The following is a 20,219-nucleotide window of genomic DNA, read 5'->3' on the forward strand; positions in this document are numbered from 1 at the left end:
CCCGGCGGCCCGGGAGAGACCTCATTCCCGCATTCCCGCGCCCGACATGTCCCGGACCGGACGGGATCCACGGTACGCCCGGCGTCCGGCGGCTTCGAGACCGGGGCGCGCGTCGCGTCCGCGGAAACGCCCGCCGATTCGCGCACGCGTTCGCTCGGACGGGTGAGCCCCCCGTGCGCCGGGCCTTCCGCCGCGCGGAGACTGGCCGCACACGCGACATCACGTCGCACGAGGAGGCGACATGGGCTGGTTGTGGGCAATCATCGTGGGACTGGTGCTCGGCGTGATCGCGAGGGCGATCCTGCCCGGCAAACAGAACATCCCCCTCTGGCTGACGGTGCTCCTGGGCCTGATCGGCGGTCTCCTGGGCAACGCCGTCGCCAGCGGGATCGGCGTACACGACACCAAGGGCATCGACTGGATCCGGCACCTGCTCCAGCTGATCGGGGCCGTGGTCGTCGTCGGCCTCGGCAGCATGCTCTGGTCCTCGATCCGGGGTTCCGGACACAGAGCGGAGGCGGAGAGCGGAAGCCGTCGCGGCCCCGGAGTCTGAGACCGGCCGCACCACGCACCGCGGCCGGGCACACGCCTTCGCGCGTACCCGGCCGCGAGCCGGCGTCCGAGCGGGTCAGCCGGTGACCTCGACGGCGGCGAGGTTCTTCTTGCCACGGCGCAGCACCAGCCACCGGCCGTGCAGCAGCTGGTCGCGGCCCGGGGCGCTCTCGCCGTCCACGACCTTCACGTTGTTCACGTACGCGCCGCCCTCCTTCACCGTGCGGCGGGCGCCCGACTTGCTCGGCGCCAGGCCGACCTCCACCAGCAGGTCCACCAGCGGGCCCAGCTCGGCGACCCGGGCGTGCGGGACCTCGGACAGCGCCGCGCCCAGCGTCGCCTCGTCCAGCTCGCCCAGCTCGCCCTGGCCGAAGAGGGCCTTCGACGCGGCGATCACCGCGGCGCACTGCTCGGCGCCGTGCACCAGCGTCGTGAGCTCCTCGGCCAGCGCGCGCTGCGCCGTACGGGCCTGCGGACGCTCCTCGGTGACCTTCTCCAGCTCCTCCAGCTCCGCCGGGGTGCGGAAGCTGAGCACGCGCATGTACCGGGAGACGTCCCGGTCGTCCACGTTCAGCCAGAACTGGTAGAAGGCGTACGGCGTGGTCAGCGTCGGGTCGAGCCAGACGGCCCCGCCCTCGGTCTTGCCGAACTTGGTCCCGTCCGCCTTCGTCATCAGCGGCGTCGCCAGCGCGTGCACCTCGGCGCCCGGCTCCAGCCGGTGGATCAGGTCGAGCCCCGCGGTGAGGTTGCCCCACTGGTCGCTGCCGCCCTGCTGGAGGGTGCAGCCGTAGCGCCGGTACAGCTCCAGGAAGTCCATGCTCTGGAGCAGCTGGTAGCTGAACTCGGTGTAGCTGATGCCCTCGTCGGACTCCAGCCGCCGCGCGATGGCGTCCTTGGTCAGCATCTTGTTGACGCGGAAGTGCTTGCCGATGTCGCGGAGGAACTCGATCGCGGACAGGCCCGCGGTCCAGTCCAGGTTGTTCACCATGACCGCCGCGTTCTCACCCTCGAACGACAGGAACGGCTCGATCTGCCTCCGCAGCCGCGACACCCACTCGGCGACCGTCTCCGGGTCGTTCAGCGTGCGCTCGGCGGTCGGCCGCGGGTCACCGATCTGACCGGTGGCCCCGCCCACCAGGGCGAGCGGCCGCAGCCCCGCCTGCTGGAGCCGGCGCATGGTGAGCACCTGCACCAGGTGGCCGACGTGGAGACTCGCCGCGGTGGGGTCGTAGCCGCAATAGAACGTGACGGGGCCGTCCGCGAGAGCCTTGCGCAGTGCGTCCTCATCGGTGGACTGGGCGAACAGCCCACGCCACTTCAGCTCGTCGACGATGTCCGTCACGGTACTTTCTCTCCTCGCGTGTGCATCGGATGTGCGCCCGGACGCGTCGCGCGCGCCGGACGGCACCAGCCAGTCTACGGGCCGTGCCGTGAGCGGCGGCGGGCGCGCGACGACGGCCGTGGCTGCCCGCCGCGCCGCCGGAACGCCCGCACGCGCCGCGGACCGTGCGGACCGCCCCGCCGTGCGGCCGGGCGGCGGCGGGGCGGTCGACGGCGCGGCCCCGCGCGGCTCACACGCCCGGGCTCACGGAACTCATGTTGAAGTCCGGGATCCGCAGCGCGGGCATGGCGGCCCGGGTGAACCAGTCGCTCCACTCGCGCGGCAGCGTCCGCTCGGTACGGCCCGCCTCGGCGGCCCGCGCCAGCAGGTCCACCGGAGACTCGTTGAACCGGAAGTTGTTCACCTCGCCGACGACCTCGCCGTTCTCGACGAGATACACCCCGTCGCGGGTCAGCCCGGTCAGCAGCAGCGTCGCCGGATCGACCTCCCGGATGTACCAGAGGCAGGTCAGCAGCAGGGCCCGGCCGGTCGTCGCGGCCACCATCTCCTCCAGGGACCGCTCCCCGCCGCCGTCGAGCAGCAGGTTGTCGATCGCCGGCGCGACCGGCAGCCCGGTCAGACCCGCCGTGTGCCGGGTGGTCGTCAGGCGCTCCAGCCGGCCGTCCCGGATCCAGTCGGTCGGCGTCAGCGGCAGACCGTTGTCGAAGACGGACGCGCTGTCCCCGGACGCGTGGGCGATCACGAACGGCGCAGCCTCGATCCCCGGCGCGTGCGGGTCGCTGCGCAGCGTCAGCGGCAGCCCGCTCAGGGTCTCGCCGAGCCGCGTGCCGCCGCCCGGCCGGGAGAAGACCGTGCGACCCTCCGCGGCGTCCCGGGCCGTCGACGACCACAGCTGGTAGACCAGCAGATCGGCCACGGCGGACGGCGGCAGCAGCGTCTCGTACCGTCCGGCCGGCAGGTCGACGCGGCGCTCGGCCCAGCGCAGCCGCCCCGCCAGCTCCGTGTCCAGCCCGATCGGGTCGACGTCCCCGAAGTCGCGGGTGGAGCGGCCCGCCCAGGTCGACCGGGTCCGGTCGGGTGACTTGGCGTTGAGCTCCAGCGTGCCGTCCGGCTGGTCGTGGCGCAGCCGCAGCCCCGTCGAGGCGCCCAGATACGTCGACGTCATCCGGTGGTGGGCGAAGCCGTACAGCTCCCGGCCGCCCGACCGGGCGCGGGCGAACGCCTCGCCCAGCGCCGGGGCGAACTCCGCGAAGACGTCCGACCCCGTCTCGGCCGGCGCGTCCGTGAACCCGGGGGACACCGGCACCCCCTCGACCAGCGGCTGCGCGTCCTCCGCCGGCTCCGCCCCGCGCGCGGCGGCCTCGGCGGCCCGGACCAGCGGCTCCAGCTCGTCGGCGGTGACCGCGGACCGCGACACCACCCCGGACGCGGTGCCCCGCGCGCCGTCGACGGTCGCGATGACGGTCAGGGTCCGCCCGCGCGTCACCCCGTTCGTGGTGAGCGCGTTGCCCGCCCAGCGCAGATTCGCGGACGACTCCTCGTCCGCGATGACCACACAGCCGTCGGCGGTGGACAGGTCGAGCGCCCGCTCGACGATCTCGTGCGGCTTGCTCACGCGGCTCATCGCCCGGCCTCCCGCGTCGTGTCGAGACTGTGCCGGCCCGGGGTGCGACCCCCGGACCCCCGGCCGGTTCCCTGGTGACCGTTCAGCGTCCCGCCTCCTGCGTCGTGTTGAGGATGCCCACGCCCCGGAAGAGGGCGGAGAGGCGGCCGTACGAGACGGCCGGAACCCGGCCGGACCCCGCCGCGGCGGAACGCGCCGCCCGGGACGTACGTCCGCGGGCCGCCGGCCTCCTCCACCGAGCCCCGCGGGCCCGTCGTCGCCTCGGACCAGAGACTACCCACCGGCCGCCCGGAGCGCGGACGCGGACATCGCGGCGGGCGGCGCGCGGCGGCGGGCCGGGCGCCGCCCGCCCGGAACGCCTGGGTCCGCCGGGAGCCACCGCACCCGCCGGGGACGACGGGGCAGCCCTTAGAGTGGGAGCCCGTGAGCGAACGGCCGGGCCGGGGCCGTGACCGACGCTTCTTCCGGGGAGGGAAGCCGTGCCTGTCCGCAGGATGCAGAAGTGGAAGAAGCGTTCGATGCAGGGAGCCGGCCTGGCCGTCTTCCTCGGCTGGATCCTGTGGATGTGCTTCGCCATCGCGACGCAGCCCCCCAAAGGGGCGGCCTCGCTGACGGAACTGCGCGACGACGTCCGAACCGCCGTGACCCAGGGGAACGCCGACCGCCTTCAGGAGCTGTTCGACGAGGACGGCGTGGCCGACGGCTACGCGAGCTCCTTCCTCGAACGCCTCCGGGACACCGGGACTTCGGACGCCGAGGTCGTCCTTGAGAAGCGCGGAGAGACGAACCACCTGGTGGTGAAGGGGAGCGACCGAGGGGGAGCCGCGGTGTGCACCCCCTGGGCGGTGACCGAGAAGGACGCGCGCTGGTATCTCGACGGCACGCCCCCGGTCGCCGGCGACCTCTGCTGACCCGCCCCTCCGCGCCGGCGCCGCGTCGTCAGGCGCGCCCGGACTCGTTCGCCGTGTTCAGGATGTTCACCCCGCGGAACAGCGCGGACGGGCATCCGTGGGAGACGGCGGCCACCTGCCCCGGCTGGGCCTTTCCGCAGTTGAAGGCCCCTCCCAGCACATAGGTGGACGGCCCGCCGACCGCCTCCATCGATCCCCAGAACTCCGGCGTGACCCCCTGGTACGCGAAATCCCGGAGCTGCTCCTGGAGACGGCCGTTCCGGATCATGTACGCCCGCTGACCCGTGAACTGGAAGTTGTAGCGCTGCATGTCGATCGACCACGACCGGTCGCCGACCACGTAGATCCCGCGCTCGACCCCGCCGATCAGCTCCTGGGTGGACGGCCCGCCCGGATCGGGCAGCAGCGACACGTTCGCCATCCGCTGCACGGGCACATGGGCGGGCGAGTCCGCGTACGCGCAGCCGTTGGAGCGGCCCAGCCCCGTCAGCCTCGCCATCCGCCGGTCCAGCTGGTACCCGACCAGCGTCCCGTTCTTGATCAGGTCCCAGGACTGCGCCTCGACGCCCTCGTCGTCGTACCCGACGGTCGCGAGCCCGTGCTCGGCCGTCCGGTCACCGGTCACGTTCATCACGGGCGAGCCGTACGCCAGCTTCCCCAGCCGGTCGAAGGTGGCGAACGAGGTCCCCGCGTACGCCGCCTCGTACCCCAGCGCCCGGTCCAGCTCGGTGGCGTGGCCGATCGACTCGTGGATGGTCAGCCACAGGTTCGACGGGTCGACGACCAGGTCGTACGTCCCCGGCTCGACACCCGGTGCCCGCATCTTCTCCGTCAGCAGGCCGGGGATCTCCTCCAGCTCCCGGTCCCAGTCCCAGCCGGTCCCGGTCAGGTACTCCCAGCCGCGGCCCACCGGCGGGGCGAGGGTCCGCATCGAGTCGAACTCGCCGGTGGTCCCGTCCACGGCGACCGCGGTGAACTCCGGGTGCAGCCGCACCCGTTGCTGCGTGGTGACGGTGCCCGCCGTGTCCGCGTAGAACTTGTTCTCGTGAACGGCGGTCAGCGAGGCGTCCACGTGCGCGACCCCCGCCGCGCCCAGCAGCCGCCCGCTCCACTCGGCGAGCAGCCCGGCCCGCTCCTCGTCCGGCACGGAGAACGGGTCGGTCCCGTACGAGGAGACCCAGGTCCGCTCCCCGTGCGACGGCTCGTCGGCCAGCTCCACCCGCTCGTCCGACCCGGCCGTCGCGATGACCTTCGCCGACAGCTTCGCCAGGGCGACGGCCTGCGAGGCCACCTTCGCCGCGGCGTCCATCGTCAGATCCACGCCCGACGCGAACCCCCACGCCCCGCCGTGCACCACCCGCACCGCGTACCCGAGATCCGTGGTGTCCGAGCTCCCGGCCGGGCGGGCGTCCCGCAGCCGCCAGGACGCGCTGCGCACCCGCTCGAAGCGGAAGTCCGCGTGCGTCGCCCCGAGCGCCCGGGCCCGCGCGAGCGCCGCGTCGGCCAGGGAGCGCAGGGGCAGGGCGAGAAAGGATGGGTCGATGTCATGGGCCACGCGTGGGCTCCTTCTGTCGTCACACGCCCCGGACCACACGCGGGGAGTCCGGTCAGTCGCTTCGCTTGCTTCGCTTGCCCCGGATCCGGGCCTGTCCCGGATCAGGGCTTTCCTCGGATCACGCAGGAGGAAGTGAAGCACGACCGGAGCGGCGCGGCACGCCCGCGCCCGGGTCCGGCACTGTAGGAACCCCACAGTGCCCGGGGGAAGGCGCTGTCAGGGGCCGATTCCTCGCGCGGCGGACGGTACCGATAGGTTTCCGAGGTACCAGACCGCTATCGAAAGGGTGATCCGTTGAGCCGCTCGGTTCTCGTCACCGGAGGAAACCGGGGCATCGGCCTCGCCATCGCCCGCGCTTTCGCCGCCAACGGCGACAAGGTCGCGATCACCTACCGCTCCGGCGAGCCCCCGCAGGAACTCGCCGAGGCGGGCTGCCACGCCGTCCGCTGCGACATCACGGACGCCGAACAGGTGGAGCAGGCCTACAAGGAGATCGAGGACAAGCACGGCCCCGTCGAGGTACTGGTCGCCAACGCCGGTATCACCAAGGACCAGTTGCTGATGCGGATGTCCGAGGACGACTTCACGTCCGTGCTCGACACCAACCTCACCGGCACCTTCCGGGTGGTCAAGCGTGCCAACCGCGGCATGCTGCGAGCCAAGAAGGGACGCGTCGTCCTCATCTCCTCCGTCGTCGGGCTGCTCGGCTCGGCGGGGCAGGCGAACTACGCCGCGTCCAAGGCGGGACTGGTCGGCTTCGCCCGGTCGCTGGCCCGTGAACTCGGCTCGCGCAACATCACCTTCAACGTCGTCGCACCCGGTTTCGTCGACACCGACATGACCCAGGTGCTCACCGAGGAGCAGCGCAAGGGCATCGTGTCCCAGGTGCCGCTCGGCCGCTACGCGCAGCCCGAGGAGATCGCCGCGACGGTGCGCTTCCTCGCCTCCGACGACGCCTCGTACATCACTGGAGCCGTCATCCCCGTTGACGGCGGATTGGGCATGGGTCACTGATCACCATGAGCGGAATTCTCGACGGCAAGCGGATCCTCGTCACCGGTGTGCTGATGGAGTCGTCCATCGCCTTCCACGCCGCCAAGGTGGCCCAGGAGCAGGGCGCCGAAGTCATCCTGACCGCCTTCCCCCGGCCCACCCTGACCGAGCGCATCGCCAAGAAGCTGCCGAAGCCGGCCAAGGTCATCGAGCTGGACGTGACCAACACCGAGCACCTGGACCGGCTCGCGGGCCTGGTCCGCGAGGAGCTCGGCTCGCTCGACGGCGTCGTCCACTCCATCGGCTTCGCGCCGCAGGACGCGCTGGGCGGCAACTTCCTGAACACCCCGTTCGAGTCCGTCGCCACCGCGATGCACGTCTCGGCGTTCTCGCTGAAGTCGCTCGCCATGGCCTGCAAGCCGCTGATGAACGAGGGCGGCTCGATCGTCGGCCTCACCTTCGACGCGCAGTTCGCCTGGCCGCAGTACGACTGGATGGGCCCGGCCAAGGCCGCGCTGGAGGCCACCTCCCGCTACCTCGCCCGCGACCTGGGCAAGGACGACATCCGCTGCAACCTGGTCTCGGCCGGACCGCTCGGCTCCATGGCCGCGAAGTCCATCCCGGGCTTCTCCGACCTGGCGAAGGTGTGGGACACCCGCTCCCCGCTGACCTGGGACATGGCGGACCCGGAGCCGGCCGGCCGCGGCATCGTCGCCCTGCTCTCGGACTTCTTCCCGAAGACCACGGGCGAGATCATCCACGTCGACGGCGGCGTGCACATGATGGGCGCCTGACCCGGCGACACCCCGCGCGGGCGGCCCCGGGCCGGTACCCGTACGGCGGGCGGCGTCCCGCCCGCGAGGCCCCCGGGCCGCACGGCCGACCGCCACCCGTACGTCCTGCGGTCCGGCCGGGCCCGTACGACGTACGCCCGGCTGCGACACGGCCGCGTGCCGCTCCTCCGTCGGAGGCGGCACGCGGCCGTCGTGCTTCCGCGCTCCCGGGGAGGGGCCGCGAGGGAGGCGCTCCCCGGGCAGGGCCGCGAGGGAGGCCGCGCGTGCCTCCCCTCCGACCGCGCCGCCGTGCTCCCAGGCCGCCGCGCCGCCGCGCCGCTCCCGGTGGTCCGGGAGCCCGCCGTCACACCCGGTCCACCAGGCAGCTGAGGGCGTGGCTCGCGGCCTCGGCCGCCGCCGCCTCCGCGTCCCCGGCCCGGATGGCCTCGACCAGCCGCCCGTGGTCCATGTGGTTCTCCGGCCGCAGCTCCTGGCCGACATCGCCTCTGAGGTAGTCCCGCAGCAGGTCGCCCAGGTCGGCGTAGAGGCCGGTCAGCACGTCGTTGTGCGAGGCCGCGACCACGGCCAGATGCAGCGTCGCGTCCGCCGCCACGAACGCCTCGGCGTCCCCCGCAGCCCAGGTCTCCTCGCGCCGCGTCATGAGCGCGTCCAACTGCTTCAGGTCCCGTTCGGTGCGCCGGGCGGCGGCCAGCCGGGCCGCCGACGACTCCAGGGTGGAGCGCAGCTCGGCGATGTGCCGGGGATCGGCGGTGGCGAAACGGCGGTGCATCACCCCGGCCAGCTCGCTGGTGGCGATCACATAGGTGCCCGAACCCTGCCGGATGTCGAGCAGACCGTTGTGCGCCAGCGCGCGCACGGCCTCCCGGACCGTGTTGCGCGCCACCCCCAGCTGCTCCACCAGCTCGGGTTCGGTGGGAATGCGCGAGCCCACGGGCCACTCGCCCGAGGTGATCTGATTCCTCAGCTGGGCAATCACCTGATCGGCGAGTGCCGAACGCCGGGGGGAGGTCAGCGTCATGGTGCTCCTTGCTCGGTTGCTGCGGATCGCCGAGGCCACGGGTCCTTCCGGGCCGCCGGGTCCACGGGGCGTTCCGGGTCGCCCGGGTACGGCGACGCCCGGACCGCCCGTGACATCGGCGCGAGGGGCGGAACGGGAGCCGCTCCGCGCCCACCGGAGGTGCGGTGAACCCGCGGCGGCGCGCGCGTTCCCCGACCGTCCCCGGATGTTCTCAGACGATTGGACAATCAATCATCCCATGATTCTATGATGGCCCCATGCCAGACGACGAGACCCAGCCCCAGAACCGGACCCCGACCCGGACCCTGAGCCCCGCCGAACCGACCGGCGCCCCGGCGAACCGCGAAGCCCACCGGGCCGAGGCCGCACATCCGCGGACCGCGACGACGCCGGGCGTCGCGGGCTCCCCCTGGCTGCTCCGGCTGGTCGCCATCGGGCTCGTCCTCACCGCACTCAACCTGCGCCCCGCCATCACCAGCCTCGGCGCCCTCCTCGAAGAGGTGCGGGACGGGCTGCACATGAGCGGCAGCGTCGCCGGCGTCCTCACCTCCGTGCCGCCGCTCTGCTTCGCGGTCTTCGGCGTCATGGCGCCCCGCCTCGCCCGCCGCTTCGGCCCGGCCGCCGTCGTCTGCGTCGGCATGATCGCCATCACGGCGGGCCTGGTGATCCGCCCGCTGGCCGGCGGCACGGCCGGCTTCCTCGCCGCGAGCGCCCTCGCCCTCATGGGCATCGCCGTCAGCAACGTCCTGATGCCGGTGATCGTCAAGCGCTGGTTCCCGGACCGCGTCGGCTCCATGACCGGCCTCTACTCCATGGCGCTGGCCCTCGGTACCTCGCTGGCCGCCGCCGTGACCGTGCCCATGACCGACGCGCTGGGCGGCAGCTGGCGTCTGGGCCTCGGCGTCTGGGCCGCGCTGGCCGCCGTCGCGATCCTGCCCTGGATCCCGCTGGTGCGCGACCGGCGCGGCGCCGCCGGACAGCCCGCGGCCCGGCCTCATGACACCCCGGCGCCGAGGATCACCCGCAGCCGTACCGCCTGGTCCCTCGCCTGCTTCTTCGGCCTCCAGGCCACCGCCGCCTACATCACCATGGGATGGATGCCGCAGATCTTCCGCGACGCGGGCGTCTCGGCCGGCACCGCCGGCGTGCTGCTCGCCGTCACCATGGCGCTGGGCGTGCCGCTCGCCTTCGTCATACCCGGGGTCGCCTCCCGGATGAGGAACCAGGGCCCGATCGTCCTCGTCCTCGGCGGCTGCGGCCTCGCCGGATACGCGGGCCTCTACCTCGCGCCGGCCGGCGGGGCCTGGGCCTGGGCGCTGCTCCTCGGCATCTCGAACTGCGCCTTCCCGCTCGCCCTGACCATGATCGGGATGCGGTCGCGCAGCGGGGCCGGAGTGGTCCGCCTCTCCGCGTTCGCGCAGTCCGTCGGCTACCTCATCTCGATCCCCGGCCCGCTGCTCATCGGCGTCCTCTACCAGCACGGCGGCGGCTGGGGCCTGCCGCTCGCGCTCATGGCGGGCCTCATGGTGCCGCAGATGGTCGCCGGATTCCTGGCGGGGCGGGACCGGACGATAGAGGACGAGTGCTGAGATGCGAGACTGACCCCATGTCTTCTCCTGTGCTCGACCCGAATCCGCAGAACGGTCAGAAGAAGTTCCTCCTCGTGCTCGGGGCGATGCTCCTCGTCACCGTGATCGTCGGAGTGATCGCCTCGATCGCCGCACCCTGAGCGGCGGCCCGCTCCGCTCCCTCCCGCTTCCCGGGGGACAGGGGGGCTCGCCCCACCATCCCCTAGGGGGCTGGGGTCAGGGTGAAGTGGGTGGATCACCGGATGGGACCGGCGCCCCGGCTTCCGTAGGTTCACAGGTGTCGGAACCCACGATCCACGGAGGCGGACATGTCGGCCCCTGCACACACCCGGCTCACGCCTCCGTCCGCGGGCGGAGCCGACGCGCGGCTGCCGTGGTGGGCCATCGCGCTGCCCTCGGTCGCGTTCGCCGTGCTGCTGCTGATGATCGTGGGATCCGGTGAGGCGCACGCGGCGACGGCCGACCCCACGCTGGGCCGGCTGCTCGAACGCGTCCTCGCGCTCCTGATCCCCTGAGCGGCGCCGCGGCGCTCCGGCGACCCGTCGGCCGGCGGTGCGGCCGCGGTCCGGCGACGCCTCCCGCGTCCGGTGCGGGAGCCCGCCAACCCCTGCGCCGGGCGGCGCGTTTCGTGCGAAGCTGAGGTGTATGAGCGTCGATACACCTCGCAGGATCGTCCTTCTCAGGCACGCAAAGGCGGAATGGTCGCAGGACTCCGATCATGAGCGGCCGCTCGCGGAACGCGGCCGCCGGGACGCGCCCGTCGCGGGCCGCAGACTCGCCGACTCCGGGATCGTCCTCGACCTCGCCCTGTGCTCCACCGCCGTCCGGACCCGCGAGACCTGGAAGCTCGCGGTGCACGAGATGCCGCGCCGCCCGCGGACCGTGTATGAGGAGCGGCTCTACGAGGCGTCTCCCGGAGAGCTCATCGCCCTGATCAACGAGACGCCCGACGATGTGCGCGATCTTCTGCTCATCGGCCACAACCCCGGCATGCACGCGGTCGCGGACGCCCTTTCCGGGACGGCCGACGGAGACGCCCTGGCCAGGATGCACCGCGGCGGCTTCCCGACCGCCGCCTTCGCCGTCGTCGAGTTCTCCGGCTCCTGGAAGAGCGTGGAGCACGGAGTGGGCAGGCTGGTCGAGTACTGGACCCCCAACGACTGACCCCCGCTCGCGGGGGAGCGCGGCCGAGGGCCCCGGCGCGGAAGCGGTGAGCTTCCGCACCGGGGCCCTCGCCGGTCCGTATGCCCGAGGCGGCCGGTCGGTCCGCCCGAGGCGGCTGGTCCGTCCGCCCGATGTGTCGAGTCCGTACGTCTGACGCGGCGGGCGTGTCAGTCCACCAGGCCGTCGGCGGCCTCGACCTCCTCGCGGGTGATGCCGAGCAGATACAGCACGGTGTCGAGGAACGGCACGTTCACCGCGGTGTGCGCGGCCTCGCGGACCACCGGCTTGGCGTTGAAGGCCACCCCGAGACCGGCCGTGTTCAGCATGTCGAGGTCGTTGGCGCCGTCACCGATGGCGACGGTCTGCGCCAGCGGCACCCCGGCCTGCGCGGCGAAGCTGCGCAGCAGGCGGGCCTTGCCGGCCCGGTCGACGATGTCGCCGACGACCCGCCCGGTCAGCTTGCCGTCGACCACCTCCAGTGTGTTGGCGGAGGCGAAGTCGAGCCCGAGCCGCTCCTTCAGATCGTCGGTGACCTGGGTGAACCCGCCCGACACGACGCCCACCTGGTAGCCGAGCCGCTTGAGCGTACGGATCAGGGTCCGGGCGCCGGGCGTCAGCCGCACCTCGGCCCGCACCTTGTCCACCACCGACGCGTCGAGCCCCGCCAGCAGGGCCACCCGCGCGTGCAGCGACTGCTCGAAGTCGAGCTCGCCGCGCATCGCCCGCCCGGTCACCTCGGCGACCTTGTCCTCGCAGCCCGCGTGAGCGGCGAACAGCTCGATGACCTCGTCCTGGATGAGGGTGGAGTCGACGTCCATGACGACCAGCCGCTGGGCCCGGCGGCTCAGCCCCGCCGACACCACCGCGACGTCGACGCCGATCCCGGCGGACTCCGTCGCCAGCGCCGTGCGCAGCTCCTCGGTGGCCGTACCGGAGACCGCGAACTCGACGGCCGTCACCGGGTACTTCGCGAGCCGGAAGATGCGGTCGATGTTGCCGCCGGTCGAGGTGATCCTGGCCGCTATGGCGGCGGTCGACCGTGCGGTCAGCGGGTGCCCGAGCACCGTGACATGGGAGCGGCCGAAGCCGCGCGGGCGGTTGTCGCCCGTGCCGGAGATGATCTCGGCCTGCAGCTTCAGCGACTCCGCCCAGCTGTGCACGGTCGCCCGCAGATCGCCCTCGGTGGCGCCGTCCGTGGCCGGGGGGGTGATCAGCGCGCACAGGACGATGCGCCCACGGGTGACGACCTGCTCGATGTCGACGACGTCGACCGAGTAGGCGGCGAGGGTGTCGAAGAGCCCGGCGGTGATCCCGGGACGGTCCTTCCCGAAGATCTTCACGAGAAGGGTGGGGGTGTCGGAGCCCTGACGGGGGCCATGGGGCTCGGAGGAGGGGGAGGACTGAGGTGGCTGCGATGCGCTCATGGTGCTTCCACCGTATCGGGCCGCCTCTCCGCCCCGGCGGCCCGTCCCGAGGACCGGACAGCGCGTCGACGCGTCCCGTACGGGGCGACGGCGGAGCGTGCGCGCCCGCCCGCGTACGGCGGGGGACCAGCCCGCCGGGCCGGGGCCAGCGACCCCTGCTACGACCCCGCCCGGGGCCCTTCAGAACCCTGCCCGGACCCCGTCCGGGGCGAGTCCGGGCCTGTCAGAGCCCCTCCGGGCCCCGCCCGACTTTCGTATCCGGGACTGTGCCTGGAATAGTTCCCCACGATGTTCAGCATCCCTGGGCCTCCTTCGACGGGGCCACTCGGGGGACGACAAGTGGGGCGCGGAGTGCCGGAACTCGTACTGGAATTGAATGGCAGAACCTGGACGCTCGATCCGTCCAGGTCGTACACCGTGGGGCGTGATCCGCAGGGGGACCTGACGATCGACGACGCCAGGGTGTCGTGGCGGCACGCCACGATCAGCTGGGGGGGCCGCGGTTGGATCATCGAGGACAACGGCAGCACGAACGGCACCTATGCGCAGGGCCGACGGGTCCAGCGGCTGGAGATCGGCCCCGGCGCCGCCGTGCACCTGGGCAACGCCACCGACGGACCGCGGCTGAGCGTCACCGCCCCCGCGGGCGCGGCGGCGTACGGCGGGCAGGGCGCGGGCGCCCAGCAGTCTCCCGCGCAGCAGCCGCAGCAGCCGCAGCAGCCGCAGCAGCCGCAGCAGCCGCAGCAGCCGCAGCAGGCCCAGCAGGCCGGTGCGGGCTGGCCGGGCCAGGCGCACGTCCCGCAGGCGTCGCCCCAGCAGCAGCACCCGCAGCAGGGCTGGCAGCAGGCCCCCCAGGGCCACCAGCCCCAGCAGCCCGTGCCGGCACAACAGGTGCCGCACCAGCAGGGCATCGGGAACCCGCCCGGCGCGGCCGGGCCCGGCGGAGTCGCGGGGGCCCCGTCGGCGTACGGCGACCGCAGCCCGACCACGTTCCACCAGCTGGCCCTCGACCGGGTCATGCGCATCGGCCGCGCGCTGGAGAACGACCTGGTCGTCTCCGACCTCCAGGTCTCCCGCCACCACGCCGAATTCCACGCGAAGCCCGACGGCCGCTTCGAGATCCGCGACCTCGGATCCCACAACGGCACCTACGTCAACGGCCAGCCGCTGCCCAAGTCCGGCTCCGCGCTGCTGGGCCCGAACGACATCGTCGGCGTCGGCCACTCCACGTTCCGGCTGGTCGGCGACCGGCTGGAGGAGTTCGTCGACACCGGTGAGGTCACGTTCTCCGCACGTCACCTCACGGTGACGGTCGACGGCGGGAAGCAGATCCTCAAGGACGTCTCCTTCGGCGTCCCGGAGAAGTCGCTCGTCGCGGTCATCGGCCCGTCCGGCTCCGGCAAGTCCACCCTGCTCAAGGCGCTCACCGGCTACCGGCCCGCCAACCAGGGCGAGGTCCTCTACGACAACCGGAACCTGTACAAGCAGTTCGCCGAACTGCGCCAGCGCATCGGTCTGGTCCCGCAGGACGACATCCTGCACAAGGAACTCACCGTCACCAAGGCCCTCAAGTACGCGGCCAAGCTCCGCTTCCCCGCGGACACCACCGAGGCCGAGCGCGAGGCCCGCATCCACGAGGTGCTCGCCGAGCTCAAGCTCGACATCCACAAGGACAAGAAGGTCACCTCGCTCTCCGGCGGCCAGCGCAAGCGCGTCTCCGTGGCGCTGGAGCTGCTCACCAAGCCGTCGCTGATCTTCCTGGACGAGCCGACCTCCGGCCTCGACCCGGGCATGGACCGCGACGTCATGCAGCTGCTGCGCGGACTGGCCGACGACGGCCGCACGGTCCTCGTCGTCACCCACTCCGTGGCCGAGCTGGCGCTCTGCGACAAGCTGCTCGTCATGGCGCCGGGCGGGGCCGTCGCCTACTTCGGCCCGCCGGAGGAGGCGCTCAACTTCTTCGGCTACACCACCTGGGCCGACGTGTTCTCCGCGTTCGAGAACTACCGCGACTACGACTGGGCGGGGCGCTGGCGCGGCTCCCAGCACTACCAGATGTACGCCGCGGACATCGACGCCGTCGCCGCGCAGCCCGCGCACATGCCGACCCCGCAGCAGATACGCCCGCCGAAGCCGCAGAGCTGGTCGGCCCAGCTGTGGACGCTGATCCGCCGCTACCTCTCGGTGATCGCCTCCGACAAGGGCTTCATGGGCCTGATGGTGGTCCTGCCCGCCGTGCTCGGCGTCGTCAGCGTGGTCATCCCGGCCAAGTTCGGCCTGGCCGCGCCGGAGCCGCCCTCCCGGTTCAACAGCGCCGCCGGAACGATCATGCTGATCCTCGCGGTCGGCATGTGCTTCAGCGGCGCGGCCAACTCCGTACGAGAACTGATCAAGGAACGCGTCATCTACGAACGGGAACGGGCCACCGGCCTCTCCCGCTCCGCCTACCTGATGTCCAAGGTGATCGTCCTCGGCGTGATCACGGCCCTGCAGGGCGTCATCATCTGCGGCATCGGCTTCGCCACCCGCAAGCTGCCGTCGGAGGGCCTGATCATGCCCCCCGCGGTCGAACTCTGCGTGACGATCATCGTGCTCGGGTTCACCTCGATGATGTTCGGCCTGGTGATCTCCTCGCTGGTGAAGACCTCCGAGAAGACCATGCCGCTGCTGGTCATGTTCGCGATCGTCCAGGTCGTCTTCACCGGCATCCTCTTCCAGGTGTACGGATCTCCCGGGCTGGAGCAGTTCGCCTGGCTGATGCCGTCCCGCTGGGCCATCGCCGCCTCGGGCGCCACGCTCGACCTCTCGCACCTCATGGCGCCGTGGGACCCGAAGAACCCGACCGACCTCGACCCACTGTGGGAGCACACCGCCGGGCAGTGGGCGATCGACGTCTCGGTCCTGCTGTTCCTCGGCGTCGTCTGCGGCTTCGCGGTCGCGCGCCTGCTGCGCCGCCACGAGCCGGAGGTCATGCGCAAGTAGCCGCAGGACGCCGGCGCCGGATCCGGCGGACGCGACGTGGGAGGGCGCCACCCCGGCCGGGGTGCCGCCCTCCCACGTGTGCGCGTCGGCCCGGGACGTCCGGAACCGGTCAGTACGCGCTGTTGACGTTGTCGATCGAGCCGTAGCGGTCGGCGGCGTAGTTGGCCGCGGCCGTGAGGTTGGCGACCGGGTCGTAGATGTTCTTCGAGGTGCCCGGCACGTGGTACGCCTCGAACGTCGGTCGGATGACCTGGAGCAGACCGCAGGACGGGACGCCGTTGCGGGCGTTGATGTCCCAGTCGTTGATCGCGTACGGGTTGCCGGAGGACTCCCGCATGATGTTCTTGTGCAGACCGTGGTAGGTGCCGGGGATGCCGCGGTCCCTCATGACGTCCAGGGCCTCCCGGATCCAGCCGTCCAGGTTGTTCGCGTAGACCGGGGCGCGGGTCTCGGAGCGGCTGGCGGCGACGTCCTTGGCCTGGGACCGGGACTTGGCCTCGGCGACCGCCTTCGTCCGGCCGGCGGCCGGGGCCTTCTTGGGGGCGGACTTCTCGGCCCTGGCCAGGTCCGCGGCCTTCACCAGCTTCTCGGCGGTGGAGTTCTGCTTGATCGTGGACTGCTGCTCCAGCAGGCTGGCCTGCAGCGCCTTGGCGTGCGGGTTCCCGGCGACCGAGGAGTCGAACACCACGGGAGCCGCGGAGACGGCGGCCTCGGGCTTGGACTCGGCGTTGGCGGGAACGAGCGAGAACGAGAGGGACGCGGCGGCAGCGGCGGCGATCCCCGCGACGGAGAACTTCTGGGCCTTGCTCAGACGACTACGACGGCCGGGAATGCGGGACACGAACATGCAGACGTACCTCTTCGAATGGCGGGAGTCCTCACGGAGGACGAAGACGGGAAACGCTCGATGCGCCTCTCCGTCGGGGACGAGAGCAATTCTTAGCTGCCGCAAAATTCGCTGGCAAAGGTGTGACGTACGACCCCGGATAGTGGAGTGGTCCGCCGTTTGGCCACGGCCCCCCGCGCACCTGCTCATTGATGTCGCGCTTACACGTCCACTAGCAGGCTTCGTAAGTGATGTGGGTCCTATGCCCGGCCTCACACCGGCCGCCCCGCCGTCTCACAACCCGTTGCTCCAGCAATTCGGAGCGTGAGGATCCGAGGACTGTCGACCCCCGGGCGGTACGCGCACGGCCCGCCGGGCCCGCGAGGCCCGGGCCTCCCGCGCCGCCCTCCCCGGCCGCTCCGGAGCCGGCCCGCCTCCGGCCTCGGACGGCCCGGCCCGGGCCGTGCCGTCGCACCGCCCCCGCCGCCGTGCTCGGCCGGACGACGCCGCCGCGACGGCCGACCTGGGACAGGTCCTAGTCCCCGGGTCCTGGGCCGCGGCCGTCCACAGGCCGATACGGCGTTCTCGCCCCGCTTGTACGGTGAGGCCATGAGCCATCGCCCACCGTCGGGCCTCGCAGCGGTGAGTGCCGCACTGCTCGCCATGAGCCGGCCACTCGAGGTGCGCGACGTCCTGAAGACGATCATCGCCTCGGCCCGCGAGCTGCTGGACGCCGAGTACGCCGCCCTGGGCGTCCCCGACGACCACGGCGGGTTCGCCCAGTTCGTCGTCGACGGCGTCGGCGACGAGCAGTGGAAGGCCATCGGCCCGTTGCCCCGGCAGCACGGCGTCCTCGCCGCGATGCTCCACGACGCGAGGCCCGAGCGCCTCGCCGACGTCCGCGAGGACCCCCGCTTCGGCGGCTGGCCCGCCGCCCACCCCGACATGTCCGACTTCCTCGGCCTGCCCATCCGGGACGGCGACGAGATCATCGGCGCCCTCTTCCTCGCCAACAAGCGCTGCCCCAAACCCGAGGGCAGCTGCGGCTTCACCGCCGAGGACGAGGAACTGCTGGCGATGCTCGCCCAGCACGCGGCGATCGCCCTCACCAACGCCCGGCTCTACGAGCGCAGCCGGGAGCTGACCATCGCCGAGGAACGCTCCAGGCTCGCCCACGAACTGCACGACGCGGTCAGCCAGAAACTGTTCTCGCTGCGGCTGACCGCCCAGGCGGCCACCGCCCTCGTCGACCGCGACCCGGCCCGCGCCAAGGGAGAGCTCCACCAGGTCGCCGCGCTCGCCGCCGAGGCCGTGGACGAGCTGCGCGCCGCCGTCGTCGAGCTGCGCCCGGCCGCCCTCGACGAGGACGGCCTCGTCGCCACGCTCCGCACCCAGGTCCAGGTCATGGACCGCGCCCACTCCGCCCGGGTCTCCTTCGAGAGCCTGGGCGTGCGCGCCCTGCCCGCCGCCCAGGAGGAGGCGCTGCTCCGGGTCTCCCAGGAGGCCCTGCACAACGCCCTGCGCCACTCGGGCGCGGCGCACGTCGACGTCACCCTCACCCGGCGCGACGGCGGCACCCTGCTCCGCATCACCGACGACGGCGGCGGCTTCGACCCCGCCGCGACCAGGCAGGCGGGCCGCCACCTCGGCCTGGTGTCGATGCGGGACCGCGCGAGCGGGGTCGGCGGCAGGCTCACCGTTGAATCGGCGCCCGGCGAGGGCACCACGATCGAGATGGAGGTGCCCGGTGGCTGACCGGATCATCAGGGTGCTGCTGGTCGACGACCACCAGGTCGTCCGCCGCGGTCTGCGTACGTTCCTGGAGGTCCAGGACGACATAGAGGTGGTCGGCGAGGCGTCCGACGGGGCCGAGGGGGTGGCCCGGACCGAGGAGCTCCGCCCCGACGTCGTCCTGATGGACATCAAGATGCCCGGCACCGACGGGATCGAGGCCCTGCGCAGGCTCCGCGAGCTGGGCAACCCGGCCAGGGTCCTCATCGTGACCAGCTTCACCGAGCAGCGCACCGTGGTGCCCGCGCTCCGGGCCGGGGCCTCCGGCTACGTGTACAAGGACGTCGACCCCGACGCCCTCGCCGGGGCCATCCGCTCGGTGCACGCCGGGCATGTGCTGCTCCAGCCGGAGGTCGCGGGGGCCCTGCTCGCCCAGGACGACGCGGGCGGCGGCACGGGCCGGGGGAGCACCCTCACCGAACGGGAGCGGGAGGTGCTGGGCCTGATCGCCGACGGCCGCTCCAACCGGGAGATCGCCCGTGCCCTGGTCCTCTCCGAGAAGACCGTCAAGACACACGTGTCGAACATATTGATGAAGCTCGACCTCTCGGACCGCACCCAGGCCGCTCTCTGGGCGGTACGCCACGGAGCGGCCGGCTGACCGGAACGCCGAAGCCCGCCCCACCGCACCGACGACCGCGGCCCCGCCGGAACGTCCCACTGGAACGGCCTGCGGGACCGCGCCCCGCGGGCCGGCGTCGGCGCCGAGCCCCCCGGGCCACCGCGCAGGGCGGGACGGCGCCCGGAACCGCGCCCGCCGGGACCGCACCGGCCCTATCGCTCCCGTTCCCGCTCCTCCACATACGCGTTGTACGCGGCGACCTGCGCCCGCCGGGCCACCCGCTCGACCGGCCGCAGCGCCTCCGCCCGGGCCGCGATCTCCGAGGCGCTCACCGCCCCGCCGTGCCCGTTCCCGTGCGCCACCGAGATCAGCAGCCCGACCCGCTGCGCCAGCTCCAGCACCCGCACCGCCCGCGGCGGGTACCCCGGGGCCAGCACCTCGCGCCCCCGTTCCACCCGCGCCCGGTAGGCGTCCACCGCGGCCTCCGCCATCGGGCCGGAACCGGCCACGTCCAGCCGCGACAGCGTCGCCGTCGCGTCCCGCATCGCCTCGGCCAGCTCCCGCTCCGCCTCGCCCAGCGACGGCACATCCGCCGGCACCGCCTCCCGCACCGGCAGGCAGTGCCACACCACCTCGACGTGCAGATCCCCGTCCGGCCCCCTCTCGCTCACCTCGGGAACCAGCCCGTACGGGGCGCCGAACGCGACCACCGCCTCCAGCGCCTCCAGCGCCCGCGCGTTGAACTCCGGGGGACCGCTCAGCCCCAGCGGATGCCCGGGGGCCGGCAACGCCACTCGGAACCCGCTCACCCCCAGACTCCGCAACCGTCCGAGCGCCAGGGTGAGCCCCACCGGCCCCGTCTCACCCGGCAGCCCCGCCACGCGGTGCACCGCGTCCTCCCCGACGATGGCGAGCGCCGCGTCGTCGGGGGAGACGAGTCCCGCGAGAAGCGCGTTCCCCCAAGCGGCCAGCAATCCTGAGCGTGGTTCCGAAAGCATGGCAACAGCGTAGGGAACCGGCCGTCGGCCCGTCGCCCCCCGGACCGTCTCCCGGGCCCAGCGCCGGACACACTCCCGTGGTGGCGTAGATTTC

The 20,219-nt window shown here is 72.8% G+C and carries 18 protein-coding genes; 11 read left to right on the top strand and 7 right to left on the bottom strand.

What is annotated here, in order from left to right; all coding sequences use genetic code 11:
* Positions 1–241: 241 nt before the first annotated feature.
* Positions 242–553 (top strand): GlsB/YeaQ/YmgE family stress response membrane protein, encoded by a 312-nt coding sequence (locus WA762_RS14495; RefSeq protein ID WP_335936046.1) that lies wholly within the window; start codon positions 242–244, stop codon positions 551–553.
* 75 nt (positions 554–628) lie between these two features.
* Here the strand turns inward: WA762_RS14495 and tyrS are convergent, their stop codons facing one another.
* A complete protein-coding gene (tyrS, locus tag WA762_RS14500; protein ID WP_335936047.1) occupies positions 629–1,894 on the bottom strand; it encodes a tyrosine--tRNA ligase in 1,266 nt (421 codons plus the stop codon).
* A 229-nt stretch (positions 1,895–2,123) separates the two neighbouring features.
* Positions 2,124–3,518, bottom strand: coding sequence for a metallopeptidase TldD-related protein (locus tag WA762_RS14505; protein ID WP_335936048.1), 1,395 nt, complete (start codon positions 3,516–3,518; stop codon positions 2,124–2,126).
* Positions 3,519–3,997: 479 nt separating this feature from the next.
* Between WA762_RS14505 and WA762_RS14515 the strand changes: the two genes are divergently transcribed.
* Positions 3,998–4,429, top strand: coding sequence for a hypothetical protein (locus WA762_RS14515; RefSeq protein WP_335936049.1), 432 nt, complete (start codon positions 3,998–4,000; stop codon positions 4,427–4,429).
* 28 nt (positions 4,430–4,457) lie between these two features.
* On the opposite strand, the gene WA762_RS14520 is transcribed toward WA762_RS14515, so the two are convergent.
* Entirely contained in the window at positions 4,458–5,984 is a 1,527-nt protein-coding gene (locus tag WA762_RS14520; RefSeq protein ID WP_335936050.1) for a TldD/PmbA family protein, read from the bottom strand.
* A gap of 294 nt (positions 5,985–6,278) precedes the next feature.
* On the opposite strand from WA762_RS14520, the gene fabG reads away from it, so the two are divergent.
* Complete coding sequence (gene fabG / locus WA762_RS14525; RefSeq protein ID WP_335936052.1) at positions 6,279–6,998, top strand: 3-oxoacyl-[acyl-carrier-protein] reductase; 720 nt, start codon at positions 6,279–6,281, stop codon at positions 6,996–6,998.
* Positions 6,999–7,003: 5 nt separating this feature from the next.
* Entirely contained in the window at positions 7,004–7,771 is a 768-nt protein-coding gene (gene fabI, locus WA762_RS14530; RefSeq protein WP_335936053.1) for an enoyl-ACP reductase FabI, read from the top strand.
* Positions 7,772–8,114: 343 nt separating this feature from the next.
* Here the strand turns inward: fabI and WA762_RS14535 are convergent, their stop codons facing one another.
* The gene (locus WA762_RS14535; RefSeq protein WP_335936054.1) at positions 8,115–8,789 is read right to left on the bottom strand and encodes a FadR/GntR family transcriptional regulator; all 675 of its coding nucleotides are present in this window, start codon (positions 8,787–8,789) and stop codon (positions 8,115–8,117) included.
* Between the two features lie 257 nt (positions 8,790–9,046).
* Between WA762_RS14535 and WA762_RS14540 the strand changes: the two genes are divergently transcribed.
* The 4 genes from WA762_RS14540 to WA762_RS14555 all read left to right on the top strand — a co-directional run bounded on the left by WA762_RS14540 (position 9,047) and on the right by WA762_RS14555 (position 11,542).
* Positions 9,047–10,378: a CynX/NimT family MFS transporter gene (locus WA762_RS14540; RefSeq protein ID WP_335936055.1), complete on the top strand. Its 1,332-nt coding sequence runs from the start codon at positions 9,047–9,049 to the stop codon at positions 10,376–10,378.
* Positions 10,379–10,407: 29 nt separating this feature from the next.
* A complete protein-coding gene (locus WA762_RS14545; RefSeq protein WP_335936087.1) occupies positions 10,408–10,518 on the top strand; it encodes an SGM_5486 family transporter-associated protein in 111 nt (36 codons plus the stop codon).
* 168 nt (positions 10,519–10,686) lie between these two features.
* A complete protein-coding gene (locus tag WA762_RS14550) occupies positions 10,687–10,893 on the top strand; it encodes a hypothetical protein (protein ID WP_335936056.1) in 207 nt (68 codons plus the stop codon).
* A 130-nt stretch (positions 10,894–11,023) separates the two neighbouring features.
* The gene (locus tag WA762_RS14555) at positions 11,024–11,542 is read left to right on the top strand and encodes a SixA phosphatase family protein (protein ID WP_335936057.1); all 519 of its coding nucleotides are present in this window, start codon (positions 11,024–11,026) and stop codon (positions 11,540–11,542) included.
* A gap of 167 nt (positions 11,543–11,709) precedes the next feature.
* Here WA762_RS14555 and serB read toward each other — a convergent pair whose 3' ends face one another.
* A complete protein-coding gene (gene serB, locus WA762_RS14560) occupies positions 11,710–12,966 on the bottom strand; it encodes a phosphoserine phosphatase SerB (RefSeq protein ID WP_335936058.1) in 1,257 nt (418 codons plus the stop codon).
* A gap of 339 nt (positions 12,967–13,305) precedes the next feature.
* Between serB and WA762_RS14565 the strand changes: the two genes are divergently transcribed.
* Positions 13,306–15,948 (top strand): ABC transporter ATP-binding protein/permease, encoded by a 2,643-nt coding sequence (locus WA762_RS14565; RefSeq protein WP_335936059.1) that lies wholly within the window; start codon positions 13,306–13,308, stop codon positions 15,946–15,948.
* A 109-nt stretch (positions 15,949–16,057) separates the two neighbouring features.
* Here the strand turns inward: WA762_RS14565 and WA762_RS14570 are convergent, their stop codons facing one another.
* On the bottom strand, positions 16,058–16,795 hold the full coding sequence (locus WA762_RS14570; protein ID WP_335936060.1) for a transglycosylase SLT domain-containing protein: 738 nt from the start codon (positions 16,793–16,795) through the stop codon (positions 16,058–16,060).
* Between the two features lie 588 nt (positions 16,796–17,383).
* Here WA762_RS14570 and WA762_RS14575 point away from each other — a divergent pair.
* Together WA762_RS14575 and WA762_RS14580 are read left to right on the top strand one after the other, a co-directional pair.
* The gene (locus WA762_RS14575) at positions 17,384–18,529 is read left to right on the top strand and encodes a GAF domain-containing sensor histidine kinase (RefSeq protein ID WP_335936061.1); all 1,146 of its coding nucleotides are present in this window, start codon (positions 17,384–17,386) and stop codon (positions 18,527–18,529) included.
* Positions 18,522–19,166, top strand: coding sequence for a response regulator transcription factor (locus WA762_RS14580; RefSeq protein ID WP_335936062.1), 645 nt, complete (start codon positions 18,522–18,524; stop codon positions 19,164–19,166). Before WA762_RS14575 ends, WA762_RS14580 begins: the two co-directional genes overlap by 8 nt.
* Positions 19,167–19,339: 173 nt before the next feature.
* Here the strand turns inward: WA762_RS14580 and WA762_RS14585 are convergent, their stop codons facing one another.
* Entirely contained in the window at positions 19,340–20,125 is a 786-nt protein-coding gene (locus WA762_RS14585) for a hypothetical protein (protein ID WP_335936063.1), read from the bottom strand.
* Positions 20,126–20,219 lie beyond the last annotated feature (94 nt).

The sequence above is a fragment of the Streptomyces tyrfis genome (genome assembly GCF_037034285.1).
Classification (GTDB): Bacteria; Actinomycetota; Actinomycetes; order Streptomycetales; family Streptomycetaceae; genus Streptomyces.